The 18,493-nt window shown below is 35.5% G+C and carries 14 protein-coding genes and 1 pseudogene; all 15 read left to right on the forward strand.

Going from position 1 to position 18,493, the window contains the following annotated elements:
• The first annotated feature begins 15 nt into the window (after nt 1-15).
• The 15 genes and pseudogenes from E1750_RS17935 (at nt 16) to E1750_RS11165 (ending at nt 18,453) form a co-directional block, all read left to right on the forward strand.
• Nucleotides 16-1,830: an OmpA family protein gene (locus tag E1750_RS17935; protein WP_227873881.1), complete on the forward strand. Its 1,815-nt coding sequence runs from the start codon at nt 16-18 to the stop codon at nt 1,828-1,830.
• 24 nt (nt 1,831-1,854) lie between these two features.
• Nucleotides 1,855-2,649, forward strand: coding sequence for an ABC transporter permease (locus E1750_RS11100; RefSeq protein WP_133276841.1), 795 nt, complete (start codon nt 1,855-1,857; stop codon nt 2,647-2,649).
• A 3-nt stretch (nt 2,650-2,652) separates the two neighbouring features.
• Complete coding sequence (locus E1750_RS11105) at nt 2,653-3,483, forward strand: ATP-binding cassette domain-containing protein (RefSeq protein ID WP_133276842.1); 831 nt, start codon at nt 2,653-2,655, stop codon at nt 3,481-3,483.
• Nucleotides 3,484-3,570: 87 nt separating this feature from the next.
• Nucleotides 3,571-4,974, forward strand: a complete 1,404-nt coding sequence (locus tag E1750_RS11110) for an AAA family ATPase (RefSeq protein ID WP_133276843.1) — start codon at nt 3,571-3,573, stop codon at nt 4,972-4,974.
• Nucleotides 4,975-5,009: 35 nt separating this feature from the next.
• A pseudogene (locus tag E1750_RS11115) lies at nt 5,010-5,245 on the forward strand (F0F1 ATP synthase subunit gamma); the annotation flags it as partial.
• Nucleotides 5,246-5,373: 128 nt separating this feature from the next.
• A complete protein-coding gene (locus tag E1750_RS11120) occupies nt 5,374-5,961 on the forward strand; it encodes a Uma2 family endonuclease (RefSeq protein ID WP_133276844.1) in 588 nt (195 codons plus the stop codon).
• 238 nt (nt 5,962-6,199) lie between these two features.
• Nucleotides 6,200-9,190, forward strand: coding sequence for a TonB-dependent receptor (locus tag E1750_RS11125; protein WP_133276845.1), 2,991 nt, complete (start codon nt 6,200-6,202; stop codon nt 9,188-9,190).
• Between the two features lie 148 nt (nt 9,191-9,338).
• The gene (locus E1750_RS11130) at nt 9,339-10,967 is read left to right on the forward strand and encodes a T9SS type A sorting domain-containing protein (protein WP_133276846.1); all 1,629 of its coding nucleotides are present in this window, start codon (nt 9,339-9,341) and stop codon (nt 10,965-10,967) included.
• 86 nt (nt 10,968-11,053) lie between these two features.
• Nucleotides 11,054-11,497 carry a GNAT family N-acetyltransferase gene (locus tag E1750_RS11135; RefSeq protein ID WP_133278129.1) on the forward strand — a complete coding sequence of 148 codons (444 nt, stop codon included), beginning with the start codon at nt 11,054-11,056 and terminating at the stop codon, nt 11,495-11,497.
• A 178-nt stretch (nt 11,498-11,675) separates the two neighbouring features.
• Nucleotides 11,676-13,139, forward strand: coding sequence for a lipopolysaccharide biosynthesis protein (locus tag E1750_RS11140; protein ID WP_133276847.1), 1,464 nt, complete (start codon nt 11,676-11,678; stop codon nt 13,137-13,139).
• Nucleotides 13,140-13,191: 52 nt separating this feature from the next.
• Nucleotides 13,192-13,626, forward strand: coding sequence for a dUTP diphosphatase (gene dut, locus E1750_RS11145; protein ID WP_133276848.1), 435 nt, complete (start codon nt 13,192-13,194; stop codon nt 13,624-13,626).
• A gap of 173 nt (nt 13,627-13,799) precedes the next feature.
• Complete coding sequence (locus E1750_RS11150) at nt 13,800-14,810, forward strand: sugar phosphate nucleotidyltransferase (protein ID WP_133276849.1); 1,011 nt, start codon at nt 13,800-13,802, stop codon at nt 14,808-14,810.
• 164 nt (nt 14,811-14,974) lie between these two features.
• The gene (locus E1750_RS11155) at nt 14,975-16,324 is read left to right on the forward strand and encodes a tetratricopeptide repeat protein (protein ID WP_133276850.1); all 1,350 of its coding nucleotides are present in this window, start codon (nt 14,975-14,977) and stop codon (nt 16,322-16,324) included.
• Between the two features lies 1 nt (nt 16,325).
• On the forward strand, nt 16,326-17,123 hold the full coding sequence (locus tag E1750_RS11160; protein ID WP_133276851.1) for a DUF4292 domain-containing protein: 798 nt from the start codon (nt 16,326-16,328) through the stop codon (nt 17,121-17,123).
• 58 nt (nt 17,124-17,181) lie between these two features.
• Nucleotides 17,182-18,453, forward strand: a complete 1,272-nt coding sequence (locus E1750_RS11165; RefSeq protein ID WP_227873882.1) for a murein hydrolase activator EnvC family protein — start codon at nt 17,182-17,184, stop codon at nt 18,451-18,453.
• Nucleotides 18,454-18,493 lie beyond the last annotated feature (40 nt).

Below are 18,493 nucleotides of genomic sequence, written 5' to 3' on the forward strand. Positions count from 1 at the left end.
TTAATTTTTATATAAATGGGAAAAATTTTAAGAACAACTAAGTTAACAACTTTATCAGAATTTTTGATTGTCGTTATAGGGATTGGTGGGATTTTAGGTGGAATTTATTTCTTGTCACCTGGGATTAAAACAGCGGTTTCAAAACAATTAAACGGAATCGAATTAAATAGTTCAGATGTAAACAATGTTACAAACGCTGAAAAAATAGCGGTACCAACCAAAGATCTTTCTACAGAAGTCGCCAGCAAACCACTAGTTAGAATTGCAGGTTATGCTTGGAATGCGACTTCGGGAATAATTGTAGCTAATGGTGGTCCAAAAACAACCCAAGGATCGTTAATGGAAAAAAATGGAGTAAATCTTGAAATCATTCGTCAAGACTGGTTAACAGAACTTCGTAATATGCAAATGAAATTTATTGATGAATTTGATAAAGGAGAAGCAATTCCTTCGTCAGATAAAAGTGCTTTTGGGATTTTAATTATGGGTGATGGAGCACCATTTTATATAAGTTCTGCTCAAAAATCATTAGACGAAAAATATGGGAAAGACAAATACCACCTTCAAGTTATGGGGGCTATTGGTATGAGCTATGGTGAAGATAAATTAATAGGGCCACCAAATTGGAAATCAGATCCAAAGTCAATGAAAGGAGCGCTTATTTCTGCTGTTTTGGGTGATGGTGACTGGGTTACTACGGTAAATTATTGTTTTGCCAATGGATTAAAAGTAAATCCAGACCCATCCACTTATGATCCTGAAGCGGTAAATATTTACCCGTCTGAAAATGATGATTATATGAAATCGGCAGAAGAATTAATTAAGTCACAAACTACAGGATGGACAGTTACTTTAAAGGAAGTTAACAATGGAAAATTAACCGGAAAAACGGTAAATCATAAAATTGACGGTTGCGCTACTTGGACACCAGGAGACAAAACGGTTTTTGATAAATTATCTGGTTTTGTTGACATTGTTTCTACAAAAGAGTTTAACAATCAAATGCCTGCAGTATTAATTGGTGTGAAAGAATGGGCTACCAAAAACCCAGAAATTGTTACCAATATTTTGAAATCGGCTTTGACCGCTTCCAATCAGATGAAAAATTATGAAGATTGGAAAGTTAGAGCATCTGAAGCTGTTGCAGATACTTATAAAATGGAGACTCCAGAATATTGGTACAAAATGTTCAAAGGTGAACAAGGAACGAAAGGCGGTTTGACGTATAATATGGGCGGTTCAAAAGTGTTTAATTATGCTGATGGAATGCAATATTTTGGAATGTCAGATGGTGTAAATCGCTACAAATCTGTTTACAACCAAGTGGGGTCTTATTTAACTGAACTGAATCCTTTTGGATTTAACGAAAATGTTGGTAAAGTAGTTCCTTATGAAGAAGCTGTAAACTTGTTTTTCCTAAAAAACATCAATGATATTGAATCAACATCTGCCGACAAAGCCGATTATTCAGCTCAAGCTACTGAAGTTATGGCTTCTGGCGAATGGCGAATTAACTTTGCTTCTGGAAGCGCTAATGTTCAAGGCAATTCAACTAAAGATTTAGAAAAAATATACAATTTATTAATCCAAGCGGAGAATTCTAAATTAACAATAGTTGGTCATACTGATAACGTTGGAGGTGATGCTGCAAATGTACCATTGTCTAAAAACAGAGCGCAAGCCATTGTAACCTATTTGAAAAATAAAGGAATTCCAGAATCTCGTTTCCAATTAGTAGATGGAAAAGGGGCTATGGATCCAGTTGCGGATAATGCAACGGAAGCCGGAAAAGCAAAAAACAGGAGAGTGGTAATTACTTTCTTGAAATAATAACTTTATATAAAGCTGTCAGAAATGGCAGCTTTTATTTTCATTATGCTAAAAAAACTTATTACTCCGTTTGAAAAATTATCCAAATCATATAAAACCGTTATTTTGGTTGTTTGGATTATTTTAGTATTGTTATTATGGTTTGTTGGCACATCAGGGACAAAGCACCTTTTTCCATCGCCTAGTCAAGTTTTGGAAGGATTTAAAGGATTGTATGCCGAAGGTTTAGTAGTGCATATTTTCCATTCCTTATCGCTTTGTTTCGTGTCGATTTTCTTGGCCACTATTTTGGCTATGCTTTTTGCTTATACTTGGCCAATTCCAATGTTGAAACCTGTAGCAGAATTTGTGACCAAATTTCGTTTTCTACCATTCACAGGGCTTTCCTATTATATCACATTAATTATCCACGAAGCAAGAGATATGCAAATTTGGATTATGGTTATTTTCTTGACTACTTTCTTGACTACTTCATTAATTGCGGTCATAAATGACATTCCCGAAGAAGAATTTGATCACGCAAAAACATTGAAATGCAATCGTTGGGAAGTGCTTTGGCAAGTAATTGTTTTAGGAAGGATTGATTATGTGATCGATGCAATCCGTCAAAATTTAGCTATTACTTGGATGATGCTTGTAACTGTTGAATCTATTGTTGTAGCGTCTGGGGGGTTGGGTTTTTTAATCAAAAACTCCGATAAATTTATGAATCACGGAAGAATTATTGCACTTCAAATCATCATTCTATTAATAGGTTTAATTCTCGATTGGGGAATCAACTTTTTTAGAAAAGCACTTTTTAGATATTCAAAAATATAACTTATGGAATTTGAATTTAAAGAAACATTATTATATGTTGAAAATTTAAGCGTTGCTTATGATGGAACAACAATAATAAAAGACATCTCAATTACGGAAAAAGATGTGGTAAGAAACGGAAAAGCGTCAACAGGGCAAATAATTGCTGTTGTGGGTCGTTCCGGTAGAGGTAAATCAACATTTTTCAAAGCGTTGACAGGATTAGTTCGCCCGAATTCCGGAAAGATATTAATCAAAGATTTTGAAGGCAAAGAAGCCAATTCTGCCAAAGAAGTCAAGGAAGGAAACATCGGTTTTGTGAATCAAAAATATACGCTTTTCCGACATAAAACAGTAGCACAAACCCTTAAATTTGCTTTGAGAAGATCTAAATTATCTGAAACAGAAAAAGAGAAAAAAATTAAAGAATACGTCAAAGAGTGGGGTTTAGAAAATTGTGTTGACAAATACCCAAATGAACTTTCAGGAGGTCAAAGACAGCGTACAGCCATTATTGAACAACTTCTTTCATCGGATCAATTTTTGGTTTTAGACGAGCCTTTTTCGGGTTTAGATGTCGGAAATATTGAAGAAGTTAAAGAATCTTTTGATTTGTTATGTAATTTATCCGAATACAACACGATAATTTTTTCGACCCACGATATTGATTTGGCTTTGAAACTAGCGCAATCCATCTATGTGATTGGTTATCCAACAATAAATGGTGACAAAAAAGATTATGGAACCGTTGTTGCAAAATACGATTTAAGAGAAATGGGATTGGCTTGGAAAGAATATGATGAAAAACACGATAAATTGTATAAAGAAATTGTTCATCAAATGATGAATTCGTAACATAGTTAAGTTTGAAATTGATAATCCTACAAGGTCTTTTCTTGGCTTTGTAGGGTTTCTAATTAATAACAGCTCCAAAAAAAGTATATGGAATTCACAGCGACTTTCTTAAAAAAACTTGAACAAGAAACAATTTCGGTTGTAGCTGTTTGTAAAGAATTAAATAATGACAATTTGTTTATTCAAAAAATAAATGAAGGTGTAAAATCCAACGCTTCAAAAGGATTGTTATTTAAATCAGAACATTTTTTTCTTTCAGATTGTATTTCTATTTATCGAAAACTTTCCGAAAAAGAAACGAAAAAATCGCAATTTACACTAGCCTACTATTATGATGTTTTAAGAAATAATCATTTTGCAGCTGCTGCAAATTTGAGCGAATTCGACAAACTAACTGTAAGTCCGAATTTTAAAAATTTTCTCGAAAAGGTAAAAGTTGAAAATACGATTTCTGATTCTAATTTGAGCAGCTTCACTAAAATTTTACAAGAAAACCAAAACCCAAAATTAGTTAAAGTAGTTCAGCATTTTTATAATTTCTTGCAATTTTCGTTTGATACTTCATTTGAAAAAAATGAAATAGTGAAACAATTTTTTCAATCTAATTCTGATAAAGAGCAATTACCCGCAGACGATTCCTTAGAAAAAGTTTTGGAAGAATTAAATGAACTAATTGGTTTAGATAACATAAAAAAAGACGTCTCAGAACTAATCAATCTGTTAGAAATTCAAAAAAAACGAACTTCTGAAGGATTAAAAAACACTGAAATCACGCTCCATACTGTATTTAGTGGGCCACCAGGAACAGGTAAAACTTCGGTGGCTAGATTGTTAAGTAGAATTTTCAAACACTTAGGATTTCTTTCGAAAGGCCAACTTATCGAAACCGATAGGGAAGGCTTGATTGCTGGATTTGTTGGTCAAACGGCTCTAAAAGTTGACAAAGTTGTCGACGAAAGCCTTGGTGGTGTTTTGTTTATTGACGAAGCATACGCCTTAACTCAAAATTCTTTTGGAAGCGATTATGGTGCAGAAGCGGTGAATACTTTAATAAAACGAATGGAAGATCATCGCGAGGATTTGGCTTTGGTTGTTGCGGGTTACACCGAACCAATGAAGATTTTTGTAGAATCTAATCCTGGTTTGCGTTCCCGATTCAATCGTTTTTTCGAGTTCAATCATTTTTCCCCTTCAGAATTATTGCAGATTTTCGAATCAATAGCCACAAAATCTGATTTTGTAATTACTGATGATGCTAAAGAGAAACTCAACGACACTTTTGAATTGCTTTATGACAAAAAAGATGAAAGTTTTGGTAATGCTCGAGTGGTTCGGAATTTATTTGAAAAGTGTGTTCAAAACCAAGCTAACAGAATTATTAAAATAAAAAAACTTTCCAAAAAAACGCTAAAAACGCTTACAATGGAAGACATTCCCGAGCCATTACAAACGGTTCAGGAAATATCTAGTACAAAAGATAAACTAGATTAATTTTGGTTTTTTAATGTTTGCTTTATAATAATAATCCAAAAGCCCTAAAAACACAATTATATAAAGGTATTCGTGATTCATTTGCATCAGAACACGGAGCGCGTATGACGGCAATGGACACCCGAGCGAAGCGAACTGGCGAAGCAAAGCAACAGACAACGCCACCGAATTGAGAGATCAATTGAAATTAACTTATAACAAAGCACATCAAGCTGCTATTACTAACGAAATCTTAGAGATTGTTGGTGGAGCGGAAGCTTTGAAGGGATAGAGCCCCCCAAACCCCGAAAGGGGGAAATAGAATCGAAAGTAAAGTCCCGCGATTTTTGCGGGACTTTCTATTTTTATTCAAGGTTGTAATTAAAATTGATTAATTTTGTTTTTATTAAAGTACAAAAAATGGCAAAAGTTACTAATTTTTCTGATTTAGATTTAACCAAACAATATTCGTATTCGGATTATTTGTTGTGGCAATTTCAGGAACGTGTTGAATTGATAAAAGGATTTATTCTAAAAATGAGTCCTGCGCCGAGTATGGCTCATCAAACGGTTGTTAATAATCTTACTGGAATTTTTTATATTAATTTTAGGCAAAAACCTTGTAGAGTTTTCCAAGCTCCTTTTGATGTTCGGTTGCCTATACCATCTGCAAAAAAGGACACCACAGTAGTGCAGCCCGATTTGTGTATTATTTGTGATGAAAGCAAACTCGACGCAAGAGGTTGTAATGGGACTCCGGACTTAATGGTCGAAATCATTTCGCCTAACAATAGCAAACACGATGTGCATACCAAGTTTAATTTATACCAAGAAGCAGGAGTAAAAGAGTATTGGATTATAGAACCAATCGATAAAATACTGTTGGTTTATACCTTAGTTAATGACAATTTTATTGGTTTAAAACCACAAGTCGAAGGAGAAAAAATTAAAAGCCCTTTGTTTCCTGAATTGGATATTGCTTTGGAAGACGTTTTTTATAAAGTGTAACACGGTTTATTTTGTTCAGTCCCGATTTTATCGGGACTTTTTTTATGCTTTATTGACAGAAAAATTTACATAAAATTTAAGTAGTAGAGAAATCAACAAATACTTATTGATTAGCTAATACTGACTTAACATTACCGTAGTTTTGGGATAATTTGTTAATCTACCATTAACATTCAAAATATACATTCAAAGTACTTTTGCGGTGAAATTTAAGCAAGTTTTAATCAAAAGTATTTAAATGAAATTAACATACCTTATCGTATTTTTATCAGTTGTAACTTCAGTCTTTGCTCAAAATAACAAAGGAACAGACATTGCAGATGCTTCTTTAGCAGAAACAACATCGACAACAACTATAGATGAAAAATCTATTATTACTGGAACCGTAATAGAAGAATCTACCGGAAAACCATTACCGGGAGTACTTGTAGTTATAAAAGGGACCAAATTGGCGACACAGACCGACGCCGAAGGGAAATTTTATTTCAGAAAAATGCCGGCGGGAAAATATGCATTAGAATTTTCTATGTTTTCGTTTTCTACAAAAATCATCTCTGATGTAGAAGTGATTGACAAAGAAGCGACTATATTGAATGTTTCTCTTGCAGAAATGAATGGCGTGCTTGATGAAGTTGTCGTCAAAACAGTTAAAGCAAAAACTGAATCGGTACAATCGCTTTTGACAATGCAAAAGAACAGCATAAGAGTTTCTGACGGAATTTCGGCAGAAAGTATCAAAAGAACACCAGACAGAACCACTTCCGACGTTTTACGAAGAATTAGTGGTACAAGTATTCAAGACAATAAATTTGTTATTGTACGCGGATTAAATGACCGTTACAACACTACTTATTTGAACGGTTCACCGCTACCGAGCACCGAACCTGACAAAAAAGCATTTTCGTTTGATATTTTTCCAGCGAATATGCTTGATAATTTAGTGATTAACAAAACGGCTTCGCCGGATTTGCCAGGTGAATTTGCAGGAGGAATCATTGAAATAAACACCAAATCAACTCCTGAGAATGATTTTCAATCCATCACAGTAGGAGCGGGATACAATACCATCACAACAAACAAAACTAAATTTGAAGCCAACGATGTGAAAGTAGGATTACCATCTTATTTTCCAAATTCAGCCGATTTTATCGCCTTGCAAAACCTGAAAACGGAATCGAGTATTCAGCAGATAGCGAACTTGGCAAAAACTTACCAAACCGATTGGAGTGTAGATGAGGGCAAATTTGATCCTAATACTAATTTTCAATTCACTTTAGGACGGTTTTTTAAATTTAACGGAGATCAAAGTTTAGGCTTATTAGCCTCGGCGACCAATAACGTAACCAATGTTTTTGGAGAGGGAACTCTAAAAGAGTACGAGACGCCAAATGTACAAAATAAAGATTTCCACAATAATAATTATAGGAAACAAAAATTGCTTGGTGCGATAGTGAATCTTTCTTTGAAATTAAATACCAATAACAGGTTTAGCTTCAAAAATTTATACAGCATAAATTCTGAAAGCAGATATACCGACAGATTAGGTACAAAAAACATACAAGATGTTGAACCTATTATGTCTATATCTACCAACAGATTATTTACTGAAAACAAAATTTATACAGGACAATTAATAGGAGAACATTTCTTGCCAGAAAGCAAGATCAAAGTGGGTTGGGTTGGTTCTTACAGTAATGTTCAACGAGAAGTGCCTTCAGAAAGAAGAAATACGTATGATTACATTCAATATTCAGATGGAACTCAATCCGTGCCAAGAGCAAATTTTGTTATAAACTCAGTGGGTATCGATTATCCCGGCTCTATTTTTACATCTGACAATAGCGAAAGCATTTTCAGTTCCAAGATTGACATCAGTAAAAAAATCGAATTTTCAGACAATTTATCCGCTGACATAAAAATAGGTGGAATTATACAATCTCGTAACAGAAAATTTCAAGCCAGACAATTGGGATATATTCCTTTTAATGGAAGAGTGAATGGAATAAATTGGGGAAATAATACTTTTTCCAGCACAATTCCAACTTTGCCAAATGAAACCATTTTCAATTCCGCCAATATGGGAATTTTGTCAACTTCACCTCGAGTAAGTGGTCTGACTCTTTTTGAAGGAACAAAAGGAAGTGATTATTATGATGCAGAATCAAATTTAGACGCTGGTTATTTGATGATTGACAATGTATTCAATAAATGGAGAATAATTTGGGGCGCTCGTATCGAAAACTACTCACAGCAACTCAATTCTAAATCTGAGGCGAATGCACCTGTTGTTGTCGATGACACCCAATTAGACATTTTGCCTTCTTTCAACCTTATTTATAGCTTAGATAAAAAGCAGAACCTAAGACTAAGTGGTTCTAAAACTTTGAACAGACCGGAATTTAGGGAACTAGCGCCCTTTTTGTTCTACGATTTTGACACTAGATTTAATACTTCTGGAAATCCCGATTTAAAAATTACAGATATTTATAATGCTGATATCCGTTATGAGTATTTCTTAGGCAAAGGACAAATGCTTTCGGCATCTACTTTCTATAAAAATTTTAAAAACCCAATCGAGCTGCAAGCGTTGGCCAATAACTCCAATATATATCAAAATGCTTCTACTGGAACAAATTATGGTATTGAATTAGAGTTTAGACTTTTAGTAAGCACCTTATTTGGAGCGAAGGAGAATAAGTTTTTAGATGATTTAACTATTTTCTCCAATTTGGCAGTAATCCGTTCTGAAGTCGATATTTCAAACCTTACTCCCACAGCAGTTAAAACGCCATTACAAGGGCAGTCGCCTTATGTATTCAATGCCGGATTACAATACATCAACAAAGAGTTAGGTTGGTCATTTGCAGCCAATGCAAACAGAGTTGGCGATAGAATTACAATTCACGGAAACCAAACTACCGGAAATACCGCTCCTGCATTTTGGGAAAAGTCAAGAACATTTTTAGATTTTCAGCTAGCAAAAAATCTTTTGAAAAACAAAATAGAATTAAAATTAAATGTTCGTAATGCTTTGGCAGAAGATTTAGTCTTTTACCAAAACAATGACTTACCCGGAGCGAAAGAAATAAAAGGATTTGATGCCTTTGTAAACAAAGTATTCACAGGTGATTCCCAAAACAAGAACGGATTTGACTCTAAAGTTGACGATGAAGTGATTAGAAATAATTTTGGTCGTGTTTTTTCTTTCGCAATGACCTATAATTTTTAATGACCTATAAAAATTGTACTTAAGAGCTTGTTTTTAAAACAGGCTCTTAATGTTTAGATAACACAACGATATTTATAACATAACCCCTAGTTTACATACTGTTTACATTTCAGTCCTAATATTGCTAAAAAAATTAAACACACACAAAATGAAAAAAATTTACTTCTTATCAATTTTGGCCCTCGTAACTTTTACAGGGTTTGCTCAATTTACTACTACAACTTACCGAGGCGCATTTGCTCCTGCTCCAGCAGCAATGTGGACGGATACTTGGACAGAATTTAATCCCCAAGATAAAGCGTATCCAACACCGAATGTTACGGTTTCAGCCAATATAACTACAAATACTATTTGGACGGCAGGTAATACCTATGCTTTAGGGGGACAAATTTATGTAAAAAACAACGCTACATTGACCATTGAGCCAGGCGTAATTATTCGTAGCAATGCACCAGGAGCAGGATTGTTCATCACCAAAGGAGCTAAACTTATAGCCGAAGGAACTGCTAGTAGCCCAATTGTATTTACATCGGGAAATACAGTAGGAAACAGAAACCTGGGAGACTGGGGAGGCATTATTTTATTGGGTAAAGGCTCATACAATATCAATGGAGGCATAAATAATATCGAAGGAATTGCACCTAGTGCAGACACAGAATTTGGTGGTGGAGCAACTCCAGACGACAATGACAATTCGGGTTCTTTGAAATATGTTAGAATAGAATACGCAGGCTTTACTTATGGTGCTGCCGGGAGTAATACAGAGATTAATGGATTAACATTTGGGGCAGTAGGGAAAGGAACCAAAATTGATTATGTACAGGTTTCCTATGCTAATGATGATTCATACGAGTGGTTTGGCGGAGCAGTTGATTGTTTTCACCTTGTAGCTTTCAATGGTATTGATGATGATTTTGACACGGATAATGGTTTCAGTGGTAAAGTGCAATTCTGTTTGGGAATCAGAAATCCTACAATTGCAGATTCTTCAGGTTCTAATGGTTTCGAGTCAGATAACAATTCTACAAGTACCTCTGGCACCAGTTTTACAAGAGCAGTTTTTTCAAACTGTACTTTGGTTGGACCAACTTATAGAACCACTTTGCCAAGCGGAGGAGCATTGAACAGCAACCATAGACGTGCAGCGCACTTAAGAAGAAACACGCAACTTCAAATTTGGAATTCTATTTTTATCGATTTTTTTGATGGTGTAGTTGTAGATGGAAATACTACAACCGCAAACGCAACCGCCAACACTATGAAATTTAAAAGTAATATCATCGCCGGAACGGTTGCCTCAAAAGTGGCCGTTAAAGTGGAATCGCCAACTACCACTTTCGATGTAGCCACTTGGTTTACTTCAAATAACAATACAAGCCAAACGACAAGTGCAGGTCTATTGACATTGCCTTACAACACAACAGACGGAAGCATCTACACTGGATTAGATTACAGACCAGCGGTTGGATCTATCGCTTTGACAGGTGCTGATTTTACAACATTATCAAATGAAAAATTTGTTGCAAATGCTGAATTTTCGTTGAAAGTATATCCAAATCCAAGTTCGGACAGCTTCAAAATCAATTATAGTTCTTCAAACATTGAAGTGGTAAAACTTGCCGCCTACGATATTACTGGAAAAACAATCGAAACATTAAATGTGGATTATGATGCTATCAATAATCAACAAATAGGGAATGATTATGCTCCTGGTGTTTATTTGATCTCATTGAAACAAGGGGATATCAATAAAACAATTAGAGTGATCAAAAAATAAACAGTTACACATTATTTTAGTGTGAAAGTCCTGCAAATTTGCAGGACTTTTTTTGTTTAACTTTAGGCCATAATTTCAACACCACAATAATTTTGAAAACTGTAGAACTCACCACAATCGAAGAAATGTTTGCCCAAATCGGAATAATTCGTCATTTGTACCCCAATATTTCTGAAGAAAAATACAAAGCATATCTTAAATCAATGATCCCGCACAATTATATCCAGATTGCAATTTTCGAAAAGGAAGTCTGCGTCGGCCTGACGGGTTTATGGTATGGAATCAAACTTTGGTCTGGAAAATATCTAGAAATCGACAATTTTATTGTCCATCCCGATCATCGGTCCAAAGGAATTGGGAAAATGCTCACCGATTATGTAAATCAAAAAGCAACCGATTTGGATTGTACAATGATTGTCCTCGATGCGTATACTCAAAATTTTACAGCGCATCGATTTTATTATAATCAAGGCTATAATCCGAGAGGCTTTCATTTCATTAAAACGTTAAATGAGGAGGGATTGACTTAAAACTCTTAAATTAAAAAGACTAAAACGTCACGAATTTGCTCTAATTTTAAAAATTTGTGTGAATTTGTGTAATTTGTGGTTGAATTTTTAAATAGACTTTGTTTGGATTGAATTAATAAATTCAGAAATAAACCAAAGAATTGGTTATTTTTGTGTCATAAAATTAATAGAGACACCCTTGGGATTGTATAAAAATCTTTTCAAACAAACGGCCATTTACGGACTCGCTACGGTTTTGCCGCGAATGTTGAGTTTCTTGTTGGTACGTGTATATACCGGCATTTTACCCACTGCCGAGTATGGCGAAGTCTCCATTCTATTGTCTTGGATGGTGTTTTTCAATGTGATTTTGTCCTACGGAATGGAGACCGGCTTTTTCCGTTTTTATAATTCCGAAAAAGACAAGCAAAATGTGGTAGCCACGACCACAATTTCCATTTTTTGGTCCACTATTTTCTTTCTTTTTGGCGCTCTTATTTTCAGAAATTCCTTAGCTGCTTTAGCCAATGTAAATGTACAATATGTAACTTATGCTATTTGGATTTTAGCCTTAGACGCTTTGGTAATTGTACCATTTTCGAAACTAAGAGCCAATCAGCAGCCTATGAAATACGCTGCCATCAAAATAGGAAATGTTATGGTCAACTTGTTTCTCAACATTTTCTTTTTGTTGTATTTACCGGATTTGGCCACAGCTAATCCGCATTCGTTTATTGCTAATTTGTACATCGAAAATTTCGAAATTGGTTATATTTTTGTCTCCAATTTATTGGCAAGCTTGCTAACCTTGGTCGTACTTTCGCCGAATTATTTCAACCTCAATCGAAAATTCGACAAAGAGCTTTGGAAAAAAATGATGAAATACGGCTTGCCAATCCTCGTGGCGGGAATTGCTTTTGCGGTCAATGAACATTTCGATAAAATTTTATTAAATTATCTGCTTCCAGAACACATTGCCAAGTCCGAAGTAGGAGCTTATTCGGCTTGTTACAAACTGGGTTTGTTTATGGTTTTGTTTGCCACAGCTTTCCGTTTGGGAATCGAGCCGTTCTTTTTTAGCCATTCGTCCAATGATAAAGCACCCGAAACCTATGCTGTGATTACTAAGTATTTTGTCATCATGGGATCGGTCATTCTTTTGGGAGTTATCGTTTTTGCCGATGTGTTGAAGTTTCTGTTGCTTGATGATAAATCCTACTGGGAGGCGATGAAAGTCGTACCACTAATCATTCTAGCCAATTTTTGTTTAGGTATTTACAACAACCTTTCGGTTTGGTACAAACTAACCGACAAGACTCAAATAGGAGCTTATATCTCGATTGTAGGAGCGATATTGACTTTGGTTTTAAATTATCTTTTAATTCCAAAATACAGTTATTACGGCTCAGCAATTGCTACTATTGCTGCCTATGGAAGTATGATGATGATATCCTATGTGCTCGGAAATAAATACTATCCTATCCCTTACGATATGGAAAAAATTGGTGGGTATTTAGGCTTGTCAATCCTATTTTCCATCATTTCATTTTATGGATTTAGGGAAAATTATTTCGTTGGAATTCCGTTACTGATTGGGTTTATGTATTTCATCTATCACAACGAGAAAGAAACTATTTTGGGAATTGTAAAAAGGAAAAAATAAAAATTATCAGTACGTACAGGTCGCGACCTCTCCGTACGAATTAAATAAAAAAATGAAAATAAAAATCATCAATAAATCGCAACATGATTTGCCTACTTACGAAACCATTGCCTCGGCAGGAATGGATTTAAGAGCCAATCTTACCGAATCAATAACCCTGAAACCATTGGAAAGAACCATCGTTAAAACCGGTCTTTTCATCGAATTACCCATAGGTTACGAGGCACAAGTGCGACCAAGAAGCGGCTTGGCAGCCAAAAAAGGAATCACCGTTCTCAATTCCCCCGGAACTGTCGACGCGGATTATCGGGGAGAAATTGGGGTGATTTTGGTCAATTTATCAAATGAAGTTTTCGTTGTCGAAAACGGGGAACGCATTGCCCAACTCATCATCGCAAAACACGAAAGATCCGAATGGGTTGAAGTTCAGGAATTATCTGAAACATCTAGAGGAGAAGGCGGTTTTGGGAGTACTGGGGTGAAGTAAAGCCCCCTAACCCCCGAAGGGGGAATTAAGTACAGTATATTAAATATAAGAAATTAAAAAAAGTAAATAAACAAACAACAATTGCTCTTTAATTTCCCCTTTGGGGGTTAAGGGGCCAGTAAAACCTACTTACCCCTAGTAGCAGTTCCCCCTTTGGGGGTTAGGGGGCCGATATGAAAATAATAGTACCAATGGCTGGACGAGGTTCCAGATTAAGACCACACACATTAACCATTCCGAAACCTTTAATTCCAATTGCGGGAAAACCAATCGTACACCGTTTGGTCGAAGATATTGCTGGGGTGTTGAATCAGGATATTGAAGAAATAGCCTTTATCATTCACGAAAGTTTTGGCAAGAAAGTAGAAGAAGATTTAATCGCCATTGCCGAAAAATTAGGTTCAAAAGGAACTATCTATTATCAAAATGAAGCTTTGGGAACGGGTCACGCCATTATGTGTGCCAAAGAGTCGCTGAGCGGACCAGCCGTGATTGCGTATGCTGATACTTTGATTCGTGCCGATTTCGATTTAGATCAAAATGCTGACAGCGTGATTTGGGTGAAAAAAGTAGATCAACCAGAAGCTTTTGGGGTAGTCAACTTGAACGAAGCCAATCAAATTATTGAATTGGTCGAAAAACCTAAGGAATTTGTTTCAGACCTTGCTGTTATCGGAATTTACTATTTTAAAGATGTTGCCGTTCTGAAAAACGAATTGCAATTTGTTTTGGACAACAACATCATCAACGGTGGCGAATATCAGATCAATGACGGAATCAAGCAAATGATGGCAAAAGGTATGATTTTTGTGCCGGGAGAAGTCGCTGAGTGGATGGACTGCGGCAACAAAGATGTTACGGTAGAAACCAATTCAAGAATGTTGGGATTTTTACACAATGATGGAGAAGATTTGGTGGCGAAAAACATTAAATTAGAAAATTCAACGATCATTCCGCCTTGTTATATTGGAGAAGATGTGGTTTTGATTAATACAACTGTTGGGCCAAATGTGTCTTTAGGAAAAGGATGTCACATTGTCAATAGCTCCATAAAAAACAGTTTGGTGCAAACCCATTCGCATATCAAAAACGCCAATTTAGACAATGCGATGATAGGCAATCACGCTAGTTTTGATGGAAATTTCACAAGCATCAGCATTGGAGATTATTCGGTATTGGAGTAATAAAGAGGTATTAATTCCAATTGAGAACAAAATAAAATTAAGCTATTTTCTTTTAAACCATTAAGAAATTAAGGCATATTAAGACTAAAAACTTAATTTTCTTAATGGTTTAAAAAAAGCAATGGTTTTTAATCTGTTGATTGGTACTATTTGAAACAACAATAATGAAAAAAACGGTTCCCTTCTTTTTATTCTGGGTTTTGCTTTGCAATTCAGCTTCGCTATTGGCGCAAGCCGAACCAGAATCTATTGTGCCGGAAACCGATAAATTTCAAGATTATTTTTATGAATCGTTGAAGCAAAAAGGCATCGAGAATTATGACCGAGCTATTGTAGCCTTGGAAGAATGTTTGAAAATTAAACCCAATGATGCCAGTATTTATGCTGAAATGGGGAAGAATTATTTTGGATTGAAAAACTTTGAACAAAGCTATGCTTTTTATGAAAAAGCTGCTCAAATTGACCCCAAGAACAAATGGTATTGGGCAGGAATGTATGAAGTAAATTATCAGACCAAGAATTACAATCAAGCTATTAGCAACATTAATAAATTGATTGAATTTGATCCCGTTTATAAAGAAGATTTGGTTTCGCTCTATATGTACACCCAACAATTTGATAAAGCGCTGCTGCTCATCAATGAGTTGAATGATAAGGTTGGAAAAACCAATGTACGTGAAATGTATAAAGCACAAATTCTGTCCCAAGGGAAATATCAGAACGCTGAAATGGAGAATTTGCTAATGCAAATAGAGAAAAATCCAAAAGAAGAATCGAATTATATTGCTTTAATTAAGTTGTATTCTGAGAATAATCAAAAGGAAAAAGCCACGGCAATTATCAAAAAATTAGAAGTCGCAGTTCCAGAATCAGAATGGGCGCAAGTAGGGCTTTTTAAATATTATTTAGATAAAAATGAAGCGCCAAAAGCGATTAAGGCGATGAATTTAGTGTTGGCAAGTGCGCAAATAGATGCTAATATCAAACACCGAGTACTGAATGATTTTATGGTTTTTGTTGCAAAAAATCCGCAATATTCTCCCGATTTAGAGCAGGCGATAGTTGCTTTAGACAAAGATTTAGATGCAAAACTGTCTAAGGAAATAGGAACGTTTTATGCCAATAGAAAGCAATGGGACAAATCGATTCCGTACTATGAAATGGTATTAAAAAAAGGTTCTGGCGAAGATGTGGAAACCAGTTTGCTCTTGCTTCAGGCCTATGCCGAAACCAAACAATTTGAGATTGTAGCACAAAAAGCGGCATCTTTAGTAGAAAAGTATCCTACACAACCTCAATTTTATTACTTTGCAGGTCTGGCCAATAACCAAAAAAAGCAGTATAAAAACGCTATAACTTTTTTGGAAATGGGTTTGGATTATGTCGTGAGCGACTTGGTATTGGAAGCTAATTTTAATCTTCAATTGGGGGAGGCGTACAACGGTTTAGGTGATTTCAAGAAAAAAGAAATGTATTTTGCCAAAGCCAATCAATTAGTTAAAAACAAAAAATAAAATGAATAATTTTTTCAAAAACATACGAATCTTTTTTTGGGTTAGCTGCATTGTTTCGATGGTACTAGTTTCGTGCAAATCGAAAACAGCCGTGGTCGATGCCTCCAAAAATGAGAGCAGAAAGAACATCAATAAAATCATAGAAAACTATTACAACAATAAAAATCAGTTTTCTACATTATATATAAAGGCGAGTGCGAAATACGCTACTGAAAACCAAAACCAAAATGTGACAGCCGAAATTAAACTCAAAAAAGACGAACAAATTTTAATCAGTATTCGGTTTTTAGGAATCACGATGGCAAAAGCATCAATAACTCCTGACAAGGTGAGTTATTATGAAAAATTAAACGGAACGTATTATGAAGGCGATTTTAGTGGTTTGAGTCGGTTTTTGGGTACGGATTTAGACTTTAATAAAGTTCAAAATATGATTTTAGGCAGAGCTATAGATAATTTGAAGGAGGGAAAATATGCGGACTCGCTTGCCGATCAAGTGTATCGATTGGATGAAATAGCCGATGCCAATACTAAGAAATCTTTCTATATTGATGCCAATAATTATACTATGAATAAGCAGGAAATCACCCAAACCAAAGAAGAACGCATGGTTCAAGTGATCTATTCCAACAAAAAAGAGTACAGCGAAATGACCTTGCCATTGGGGATTACTATTAATTCCTATCAAAAAAAGGGGAAAGCCGAAATCAATATGACTTATACGACGGTCAATTTTAATGAAGAACTTTCTTTTCCTTATAGTGTTCCAAATGATTACAAAAGAATTATAATTAAGTAAATTTGCACAAACGAATTATATCATGCCAAAATTTCTCCTAAGCCTAATTTTAATCTGTATGACTTCAGCGATCTGGAGTCAGGAAACCCAGCAAGAAAAATTAGAAAAACGAAAAGCCCAAATTCAACAAGAAATTAGAGATAATGAAAAGCTGCTGCAATCCGTAAAGAAAAAAGAAAAATCAGCGGTAAGCGTGGTAATCGTTCAAGCCAACAAAATCAAGCTGAAAGAAAAATTGATCAATACCACCGAAAGGCAAGCCAAATTGCTGAGCAACGATATTTACATCAATCAATTGCAAATCAATAAATTGAATCGTGAATTGGCTGATCTTAAAGAAGATTATGCCGAAATGATTGTTAAATCATACAAAAGTCGTTCCGAGCAAAGCCGAGCTATGTTTATTTTGTCTTCGAACAGTTTTTTGCAGGCGTACAAGAGAGCACAGTATATGAAACAATATACAAATTTCAGAAAAATGCAGGGTGATGAAATTAAATCGAAATCAAATCAGCTTGTGGAGCATAATGAAAAAATGGGTGTTCAGAAATCGGCCAAGCAAAAATTGATTGAAGAAAACGAAAAGGAAAGATTGTCATTGCTCAAGGCCAAACAAGAACAACAAAAGGTGGTCAATTCTATCAAAAAAGATAAAAATAAAATTGCTGCCGAAATCAAAAAACGACAAGCCGAAGCCAGAGCAATCGACAGGCAAATAGATCGTATTGTTCGTGAAGCCATTGCCGAAGCCAACCGAAAAGCCGCATTGGAACGAGCGATGGAAAAAGCGAAAGCCGAAGCCAAAGGCGGAGAGTCTAAAGAAGAAATAAAAACGCGTGCCAGAGCAATAGTTTCAGCTGCTCCAGCAGCAATGTCCTCGAAAATTATACTTACAGCAGAGGCTAAAATACTTTCTGATAATTTCAAGGCCAACAGGGGAAAACTGCCTTGGCCAGTAGAAAAAGGATTCGTGTCTTTGCCTTATGGTGATCAACCTCACCCTCAATTTCCGTCTTTAAGGGTACATAATAGTGGGGTCGAAATCACTACCGATCAAGGGGCGACAGCGAGAGCGGTTTTTGGCGGCGAAGTGACTAGCGTAATGGTTTTGTCACCTGTAAACAAAGCGGTGATGATTCAACACGGGGATTATTTCACCGTTTATCAAAACTTAAGCGCAGTCAATGTTAGTAAAGGAGATAAAGTAAGCATCAAACAAGGTATTGGGAAAGTAAGAACTAATGGGGAAACCGGACGTACAGTGCTAAAATTTACAATTTCTCAAAACACAACCTACAATAATCCAGCGACTTGGTTGTTTAATATGTAATGAAATTAGCAAAAAACGAAAACAGCACCATTTTTTAATG

The organism is Flavobacterium nackdongense (genome assembly GCF_004355225.1).
GTDB classification, from domain to species: Bacteria; Bacteroidota; Bacteroidia; order Flavobacteriales; family Flavobacteriaceae; genus Flavobacterium; species Flavobacterium nackdongense.